We start from the raw sequence: 7,653 nt of genomic DNA on the forward strand, positions 1-7,653 counted from the left end.
AATTTATTTACAATGGGTCTTCGATCAGATTGGAATAAATCTCAATCTGCACGAACGATGGGTCGATGTATTACGGGAAGCTGACGATGATATAAAATTATGAGCATCCGCTGCCATAATAAAGACCATCTGCTTAAAAATGCAGGTAGTGGCGCTGAATCATTAGTGATTAAATCTCCACCGGAGACTCATAATCCATTGCAGTTCTGGGTTGAACATCCGGCTCAAAATACCCTAGTTGATCTAACTATTCTCGCAGAAGGCCAGACTAAAGGAGTTGATTGCAGCGGTAGATGGAAGGGGGATTTTTCTGGAAGACCCCAACTTATCCGTCAGATGGAACCTGCAATTAAGGCGAGTTTATTAGGGCTTTCGGCAGCGACCGTAAGAAATCGCATGCATGCGCTTCGTACTTGGTGGCGCCTGCTTGATCATGTGGAGAAGGCTGCCGAGCAAGAAGGTGAGTCAAGGTTTAAAGTTGAAGATGTGCGTCAGCTAACAAGAGTTCATAGTATTTATGCATGCCAAAATAGAATGGATTCCTGTGTTTTTAATTTCTTCGTTTGCACTGCGAATGCTACTCTGACAGAGCTCGGATTACCAAAGCTTTACTGGGACTCACCGGAAAGTCCGAAGATAAGCCGCAATTTGCCGCCTCAGGCTGATACAGATGTATTACGTATGGCGCTTAAATATGCTTGGCAGAAGGTAAGAAAAAAAAGGGAGTTAATGGATCGTGTTCGTGAAGCCAATTTCATTCCGAAAACGGCAGAAGAGTCCGATTTTCTTAAACATTGGCTTTACTTTAATAACATTCAAATTAGTTGCAATTCAGTACTACCGGCTTCTGAACAGATTCGCGGTAAAATGACTTTTAGGAAATTTAAAGATTCAACAAATTTGGCGCTTTGCACTTTGCGTGAGACATTATTTCCTAACATGTGGGAAACCCATACCGCATTTCATATGTGTTTGGCGAGCACCGGTTGGAATGTGTCTGTGTTAGCTACGCTGGATGCAAGTATCGAAGAGTCTTTTTTACGCAATCACCCTCAGGACGAAAGCCGCTATACATTGGTCGGCACAAAAGCCCGGGCTGGCGGAAAAGAGCAATATGTGAACGGCTTATGGAAAACTCTCTGGGGGCCGGGTCCAATTATTCGTGCTTGGCTCAAATGGGTAGTTCCGATTCGCAAACTATTGCAGGCCGAACTTCTCATTGCGCAAGAACTGTACAAAATAATGTGCCAATCTGGAGCGTCCCATGGCGAATTGGCTCGGCAACACGTGGAGGTTCAGCGCCTTGATCGGGGATGCCGAAGTATATGGCTCTTCGTTGGCGGAACTGGCCAAATAGGGTGGGTGGATTCAAAGTGTGAGCGCCATTACCTCAATGGCAATTCTGTAACCTATCTTGAATATCTTACTTTTGAAGTCAACGAAGAAAGAATTGTGCGCGGGGAGGCTCCACTCGCTGTAGTAAAATCATCGGATTTTCGCGATATTTTTGCTATGTATATTTGGCGTCAGAGTGGCAGCAACATATTAGCAGTGATGCGACTGTTGAACCACGCCCGACTGCGAACTACACAGCGCTATGTTGACAATAATATTCTTAATGCCGAGCGAGATCAAAAGGTCCGAACATTTCTCGATGACTTGTTTAGTGAACTAGGGCAGGGACGACTAGATATTACGATTCTCGCTCATCGGCAGCAGTTTGGATCTGTGACGCCGGAGATGGAAAAGCGTCTAGATGATTACCGAACTTTGGAACGCAGTAGGTTGCGCTTTGGTTGCAAAAACCCATACAACCCGCCAGCCGCGATTCAACCTGATACCGACGGTAGTAAGCGATGCGGGCAACAACGGTTGTTATGTAATGCAGGCGTGATCCTTCCCGAGTCTTTAGAGGGAGTAGCGATGCGAGTAGAAGAGTTGAGGGTTATCCAGCGGTCAGTTTCAATAGAGGCATGGCTCACGTCGGATTTTTCGCAAGAACTCATCAATGGGCTTAATGTACTCAAACTCTTCCCTCTCCATGACGTTCTCACCGCAGTTGAACGATGGACATTAGCTATCGCTTCTGGTGCGCACCGTGTTCCAGGTTTGCGTTTTGATATTAATCGAGTGGAGGTCATATGAGCTCTAATGACGTTCATCCGACACTCGGCGGCGCAAAGGTATCTGATCCTTATTGCCTATATGACGACGCACGAAACATCTTTGTCGAGGAGAAACTGCAATATTTGGATCGCATTAATGTGGTTCGCTGCCAGGAATTTCTAGGGCATGGCGACCAATTTGGGGTTTGGGAAACACCAGAAAGCCTTATTGGCCGTCAGTTGACTCGCAGAGACGCGGTTTTGCTACTGAGAGAGCGTTTGATACGCTATCTCCCCCTCGATCTTCCGCGCACAGCGAATTTGGAGATTCTTCTCGACGAGGGCGTATTAGTTATGACTCGCTACGCCTTACTAATGCGCATGGGACCTTCAACATTTCACAAACGCTATGGAAACAGTTCTCTCGACCCCACCACAATTTTGGGTCAGCTCCAAATAGATTTACCCTTAATTCTTGCAGCAGGGATAAAAAGAAAACTTGAAGAACATTCATCCGATGTATTAGGATTAGTACGCTGCTTAAGTCCTGAAGATTTAAAGAAACTAAATCTGCACGAACGTTGCCGCCTCACGCTGAAACGGATGGCGATGCTCGCCAGTAAAGGTCTGTGGAATGAAACTCCAGTTATCGCAGATACTGGGAAGACTACTAACCCGAAAGGCGGCGCAATGTCGCGATCCTCGGAAGAGAAATCTAATCCATTTCTGCCAATACCTAACGAATACTTGACGGAGATGGGGCCGCGCATATTATGGATTGTGCAAGATCTCGGCCCAAACTTAATCGCTTTGGCGGAAGCTCTCCCCGAGCTAATCGATATGAAACTCAAAGGTCGTAAATTTCGGTTAATTCTGCGGCGTTATTTCGACCAGAACATCTGGCGCGATCGGGAGGGTCTACCGATACTCCAACCACCATTTCGGTTTCAGATCGGAGGTCGTACGGGCGCGCACTCGATTTCGAGAGGACGCGTTAGTCACAAAGACGAGTGGCCGCCGCGTACATGGCAACATATTCTGACTCTAATGGTCACATTACAAAGTGCCCACCTTTGGATTGCGTTACTTGCGATGGCTGGACGTGTTCAGGAGATCCTGACCTTAAAACGAGAATGCGTGCAGTTGACTCGAAGCGGCGATGAAAACATTGTCGGCAAGACCTACAAATTGAGCAAAGTCTTGGCCGGTGAAGTCCGTGATTGGCCGGCACCTGAGATTCTTGTTCAGGCGCTAGCCCAGCAGGTTCAACTGGTTAGTGCCTGCGAGAGTGTTGAGTTGTTAAGGGAGCGAAACGATGATTGCTCTGTAACACCGCAGGTTAAAGCCGATCATCTATGGGCCTCTTTGGGTACCGGCCCTTGGGCAGATTCAGAAAAGCAACTAATGGATGTCAATCATGCCTTAAAAAAGCTTGCTAAGCGCCTTGATATGGCGCCGGATCCAGGCGGTGCAAATTTGCATACGCACCGCTTCCGTAAAACAATTGCGCGTCTGGCAGCCTTGGCCATTGTCGATAGCCCTCGTGTGCTAATGCAACTTTTCGGACATCGTGACATTGCTATGACGTTGCACTACATTCTGACCGATAAGGCATTGCAGGTTGAGATAGAACAGGTAGCACAGGAGTTACGGATCATGCGTTGCCAAGAGGTTATCGAAGATATTCATACTTCATTACATAATTCGGGATTACCTTTTGGAGGTCATGGAGGTGGCGCTGCGCCGAATATAGTGGAGTCAATAAAGACTCAGGAGGAAATTCTCCACCGTCAGGGCCGACTATGGAACGCTGATGCCGCGTACGAATTGGCGGTGATTCTAACCAATAAAGGACAATATTTCCGTGTGGTCAAGCCAGGTGTGCTATGTACTAAGCCCTCGAGGCAAGCCAGTCCGTGCAACTGCGGTTCAGACTGTGAAAACCGGATCGAAGAAAAAACCGCACGACGAGACGTCCAGGCGATTGTCCCAATCTTGATCAATCAGGGTCAGCTGGCACTGGAAGAAAACCGGCTATTATTGGTCGCAAATATAGTCGAGCAGTTGGAAGAGGAACTGGAACGCTTTGACGACATTGCTGCTGCTTGGAGTGCCAATCCCGAGTTGATAAGCCTTCGGGAGGCAGTGAAGTCATAATGGTCAACAAATTCCAAGTTGCCGCGCTGGCTCGCGGCAAAGAGCGGACAGAGGAGGTCGAGCACAAAGTTCTTGCGGCCATGGACACCATAACTACCGAGATCAAAAATAACGGCGGAATTTACCCCCATAACGGCGGAGCCGTGAGTAAAAACGAAGTCGCGCGACGGGCAGGTATCGGCAAAACTACGTTCTTCACCACCAAGCAAGCCGAACTGAACACCCGTGTGGAGATGTGGCTCGACTCTCTCAAAAAAAAAGAAACTGTCGGCCGCATGCGGGTACGCCTCTCTTTTGCGGAACGAATCAAGGCTTGGGAGACCAAGTACCATGCTCTCGAGAACGCTCACATCAAGACAGAACTCGACCTCCAAAGCGCACAAGCCGACCTGGAGGAGGCGCTCGCGCTGATAGGGAAACTCCGAGACCAAAACGCTGCGCTTCTCGAGCAATTGCATATGGCTGGGGCATCCAAAGTCATACCCATCACGAAAAGGACGTAGCGACCCCGCAGCGGCTGTTGTCGCGCAGCATGTGGAGAGACTAGCCCCCTCATCTGTCTGATCTTCAATCTGCGGCGAAAGAGTTAGGCGTCTGTTTCAAACAATATTCGCTGTAACTGCATGAAAGCACTACGACCGACCATCCGAAGAAATACCTGCGTTCCTTGGACGTCTAAAATTTACAAGGGGGATCACTTCAACGCATTTCTTACAAATCGAGAGGTTTACGATGAAAATCGTATCTTCACTGGCGTTGGTGGTAGCGGTCGGGTGGATCTCCGGGTGTGCAACTACACCAGACAGTCAGATTACCTCCGTTCCCCTAACCGCCACGGTATATAACCCCGGGCATTTTGCCCAAGCCACACTGGCCCCAATGGGCAATCAAACAGACATCCGGCTGTTCATTGGTGGGGTGCCGCTTGGTACCGGTTCTCCCGCGCGCTTGTACACCTACGTATATTCAGGAAGTTGTGCCAGCCTAGGGCCGAAACCTGCCTATGAGCTGAATCAGAGTGTGAACGCGCAGTTTTATACGCCGGAGTTGGGCGCCCGCGACAGCCGCGGTATCCACCTGCGCAAAAGCGTTCCCTTGGCTTACGCCGCACTGCGTTCCGGCGGTTATGCATTGGTCGTACGAGGAAGTCCGGCCGATGGCGGCCACGATATTTTCTGCGGAAATTTGGGCTGAAAAAGCTGCTCATGCGAGTCGCGAAACGGTAAGGCATAAAAAACGCCGCTCATCTCACGATGGGCGGCGTTTTCATTGAGGTTTCACGTCAGGCTTGAACGACGGGAATGTTGGCGTTCGCAGCCGCTTCACGGAACTCGGCGATCTGGTCGAAGGACAGGTAGCGGTAAACATCGGCCGCCATGCTGTCGATCTTGCCGGCGTATTCCATGTACTCCTCGACGGTCGGCAGGCGACCCAGGATGGACGCAACGGACGCCAGCTCAGCCGAAGCCAGGTAAACGTTCGCGCCGTCACCGAGACGGTTCGGGAAGTTACGGGTCGACGTCGACACCACAGTGGCGTTCGGCTCTACACGTGCCTGGTTACCCATGCACAGCGAGCAGCCCGGCATTTCCATGCGTGCGCCAACCTTGTCGTAGATGCCGTAATAGCCTTCTCCAGTCAGTTGATGAGCGTCCATTTTGGTCGGCGGCGACAACCACAGACGGGTTGGAAGCTGACCCTTGACCTGATCCAGAAGTTTACCGGCAGCGCGGAAGTGACCGATGTTGGTCATGCACGAACCGATGAACACTTCATCGATTTTCTGATCTTGAACGGTCGAAAGCAGACAAGCGTCATCCGGATCGTTTGGCGCGCAGAGCACAGGCTCTTTGATCTCGGCCAGGTCGATCTCGATGATTTCAGCGTATTCGGCGTCAGCATCGGCAACCAGCAACTCAGGGTTGCCAACCCAGGCTTCCATCGCTTGCGCGCGACGTTCCAGAGCCCGAGCATCGCCGTAGCCTTCGCCGATCATCCAGCGCAGCAGGGTGATATTAGAGATAAGGTATTCAGCAATGGCTTTTTCCGGGAGCTTGATGGTGCAACCGGCGGCGGAGCGTTCGGCGGAGGCGTCGGACAGTTCGAAGGCTTGCTCGACGGTGAGGTTGTCCAGTCCTTCGATTTCCAGGATGCGGCCGGAGAAGGCGTTCTTCTTGCCTTTCTTCTCGACGGTCAGCAGGCCAGCCTGAATTGCGTAGTAAGGAATGGCATGAACCAGGTCACGCAGGGTGATTCCTGGCTGCATCTTGCCTTTGAAGCGCACCAGGACCGATTCCGGCATGTCCAGCGGCATGACGCCGGTGGCTGCGGCGAACGCGACCAGACCGGAACCGGCCGGGAACGAGATGCCCATCGGGAAACGGGTGTGCGAGTCACCACCGGTACCGACGGTGTCCGGCAGCAGCATGCGGTTCAGCCACGAGTGGATAATGCCGTCGCCCGGCTTGAGCGAAACGCCACCTCTGTTGCGCATAAAGTCTGGCAAGGTGTGATGGGTCGTGACATCCACAGGCTTTGGATAAGCCGCGGTGTGGCAGAAGGACTGCATCACCAGATCGGTCGAGAAGCCCAGGCACGCCAGATCTTTCAGTTCGTCACGGGTCATGGGACCAGTGGTGTCCTGAGAGCCGACGGTGGTCATTTTCGGTTCGCAGTAAGTACCTGGACGAACGCCTTTGCCTTCTGGCAAACCGCACGCCTTGCCGACCATTTTCTGTGCCAGGGTGAAGCCCTTGCCGGTGTCGACAGGTGCTTCAGGCAGTTTGAACAGGTCGGTAGGGCCCAGGCCCAATTCGGCACGGGCCTTGTCGGTCAGGCCGCGGCCGATGATCAACGGGATACGGCCGCCAGCACGAACTTCGTCCAACAGCACCGGGGTCTTCATTTCGAAGGTGGTTAGGACTTCGTCGGTGCCGTGTTTGCAGACTTTGCCAGCATGCGGGTACAGGTCGATCACGTCGTCCATGTTCATGTTGGTAACGTCGAATTCGATCGGCAGTGCGCCGGCATCTTCCATGGTGTTGTAGAAGATCGGAGCGATTTTGCTGCCGAAGCAGAAACCGCCAGCACGCTTGTTCGGTACGAAAGGAACGTCGTCGCCGAAGAACCACAGTACCGAGTTGGTTGCCGATTTACGCGAAGAACCGGTACCGACCACGTCGCCGACGTAGGCGATCGGGAAGCCGGCATTGCGCATTTCTTCGATCTGCTTCATCGGACCGGTAACGCCTTGGGCGTCAGGCACGATGCCTTCACGGGCCATTTTCAGCATGGCGAGGGCGTGCAGCGGGATGTCCGGGCGGGACCAGGCATCCGGGGCAGGGGACAGGTCGTCGGTGTTGGTTTCGCCGGTGACCTTGAACACGCGCAG

5 protein-coding genes are annotated in these 7,653 nt (G+C 51.9%); 4 read left to right on the forward strand and 1 reads right to left on the reverse strand.

Going from position 1 to position 7,653, the window contains the following annotated elements; translation table 11 throughout:
• The first annotated feature begins 99 nt into the window (after positions 1 to 99).
• From ACIPL2_RS33535 to ACIPL2_RS33550, 4 genes are all read left to right on the forward strand, one after another.
• A complete protein-coding gene (locus tag ACIPL2_RS33535; RefSeq protein ID WP_401364668.1) occupies positions 100 to 2,145 on the forward strand; it encodes a hypothetical protein in 2,046 nt (681 codons plus the stop codon).
• A complete protein-coding gene (locus tag ACIPL2_RS33540) occupies positions 2,142 to 4,262 on the forward strand; it encodes a tyrosine-type recombinase/integrase (protein WP_401364671.1) in 2,121 nt (706 codons plus the stop codon). Before ACIPL2_RS33535 ends, ACIPL2_RS33540 begins: the two co-directional genes overlap by 4 nt.
• Complete coding sequence (locus tag ACIPL2_RS33545; RefSeq protein WP_401364673.1) at positions 4,262 to 4,765, forward strand: hypothetical protein; 504 nt, start codon at positions 4,262 to 4,264, stop codon at positions 4,763 to 4,765. The genes ACIPL2_RS33540 and ACIPL2_RS33545 overlap by 1 nt, the downstream gene beginning before the upstream one ends.
• A gap of 229 nt (positions 4,766 to 4,994) precedes the next feature.
• Positions 4,995 to 5,456, forward strand: a complete 462-nt coding sequence (locus ACIPL2_RS33550) for a hypothetical protein (protein ID WP_401364676.1) — start codon at positions 4,995 to 4,997, stop codon at positions 5,454 to 5,456.
• A gap of 88 nt (positions 5,457 to 5,544) precedes the next feature.
• Here ACIPL2_RS33550 and ACIPL2_RS33555 read toward each other — a convergent pair.
• Positions 5,545 to 7,653 (reverse strand): bifunctional aconitate hydratase 2/2-methylisocitrate dehydratase (locus tag ACIPL2_RS33555; protein WP_401364679.1); only part of this gene is annotated, 2,109 nt, incomplete at its 5' end.

It is taken from the genome of Pseudomonas sp. NPDC086251 (genome assembly GCF_044746405.1).
Taxonomy (GTDB): domain Bacteria; phylum Pseudomonadota; class Gammaproteobacteria; order Pseudomonadales; family Pseudomonadaceae; genus Aquipseudomonas.